The following is a 1,678-nucleotide window of genomic DNA, read 5'->3' on the forward strand; positions in this document are numbered from 1 at the left end:
TGTCTATGCTGTGAAGGCAGCTGGCGAGAAGGCCGTGAAATATGCTCGTTCCGGAAAGGGCCCATACATCCTGGAGATGAAGACCTATCGCTATCGCGGTCACTCCATGTCCGACCCTGCAAAGTACAGAAAGCGCGAAGAGGTTGACGACATCCGAACCCATCACGACCCCATCGATGGGCTGAAAAAGCAGATCATCGAGGCAGAGGTCGCGACCGAAGAAGAGCTGAAAGAGATCGACAACGAGATCAAGGCGACCGTCAAAAAGGCGGCCGACTTCTCTCTCGACAGCCCCGAGCCCGAACCGTCCGAACTGTGGACCGATGTGTTGCGCGAAGTGGAGACCGCCTGATGTCGATTGATGTGCTGATGCCAGCCCTGTCTCCGACGATGGAAGAGGGCACACTCGCCAAATGGCTGAAGAAGGAAGGCGACACCGTTTCTTCCGGTGACGTCATTGCCGAGATCGAGACCGACAAGGCGACGATGGAAGTCGAGGCGGTCGATGAGGGTGTGCTCGCCAGGATCCTGGTTCCGGAAGGCACCGAAAACGTCAAGGTAAACGCCGTGATCGCAAAACTCGCCGAAGAAGGCGAGGATGCTTCGGATGTAAAAGATGAACCTGCCAAGGACTCAAAAGCTAAGGCCGAGGCAAAGGATGCGCCGTCGCCGGAAGGGGATGGCGACGAAAGCGACGAGGGCTCGGAAGACGCCGGTGCGTCTGCCCCCCCGAAACCAGATACATCGTCCCTGAAGGACCCGCAAGTGCCGGACGGCACGGGCTTCACCGATACGAGCGTGCGTGATGCTTTGCGCGATGCGATGGCTGAGGAAATGCGCCGCGACGAGTCGGTTTTCGTCATGGGCGAAGAAGTCGCTGAATATCAGGGCGCGTACAAAGTCACCCGCGAGCTTCTTCAGGAATTCGGTGCCAAGCGCGTTGTCGATACTCCGATTACGGAACATGGTTTTGCCGGGCTTGGCGTCGGCGCAGCCTTTGGCGGTCTGCGCCCGATCGTCGAATTCATGACCTTCAATTTCGCCATGCAGGCAATTGACCAGATCATCAACTCGGCGGCCAAGACGCTGTACATGTCCGGCGGCCAGATGGGCTGTCCTATCGTGTTCCGCGGCCCGAACGGGGCAGCATCGCGCGTCGGCGCGCAGCATAGCCATGACTATTCCGCCTGGTATGCGAACGTGCCAGGCCTGAAAGTTGTCGCGCCCTATGATGCGGCCGATGCCAAAGGCTTGCTCAAGGCGGCGATCCGTGACCCGAACCCAGTCGTTTTTCTGGAACATGAGCTTCTTTATGGAGAAAGCTTCCCCGTACCGGACCTCGATGATTATGTCCTGCCGATTGGCAAGGCGCGTGTGCGCAAGCAGGGAAGTGATGTGACGCTCGTCGCGCATTCCCGCATGGTCGGCTTTGCGCTCCAGGCAGCTGAGAAGCTCGCCGAGGATGGTATCGACGCGGAGGTGATCGACCTTCGTTCGCTTCGCCCCCTCGACACCGATACTGTCATCGAAAGTGTCAAGAAGACCAATCGGATTGTGACCTGCGAAGAAGGGTGGCGCTTCATGGGCGTCGGCGCGGAAATCTGCGCGACGGTGGTCAACGAGGCCTTCGACTATCTCGATGCGCCCCCGACCCGTGTCTACCAGAAGGATGTTCCGC

2 protein-coding genes are annotated in these 1,678 nt (G+C 58.9%); both read left to right on the forward strand.

Annotated features, from left to right (window positions below; genetic code table 11):
* Positions 1-352: thiamine pyrophosphate-dependent enzyme (locus tag WA989_RS12695; protein ID WP_424340858.1), on the forward strand; the 352-nt coding region annotated here is incomplete at its 5' end.
* Positions 352-1,678: pyruvate dehydrogenase complex E1 component subunit beta (locus tag WA989_RS12700; protein ID WP_424340859.1), on the forward strand; the 1,327-nt coding region annotated here is incomplete at its 3' end. The genes WA989_RS12695 and WA989_RS12700, both read left to right, overlap by 1 nt.

The sequence above is a fragment of the Henriciella sp. genome (genome assembly GCF_049649345.1).
Classification (GTDB): Bacteria; Pseudomonadota; Alphaproteobacteria; order Caulobacterales; family Hyphomonadaceae; genus Henriciella.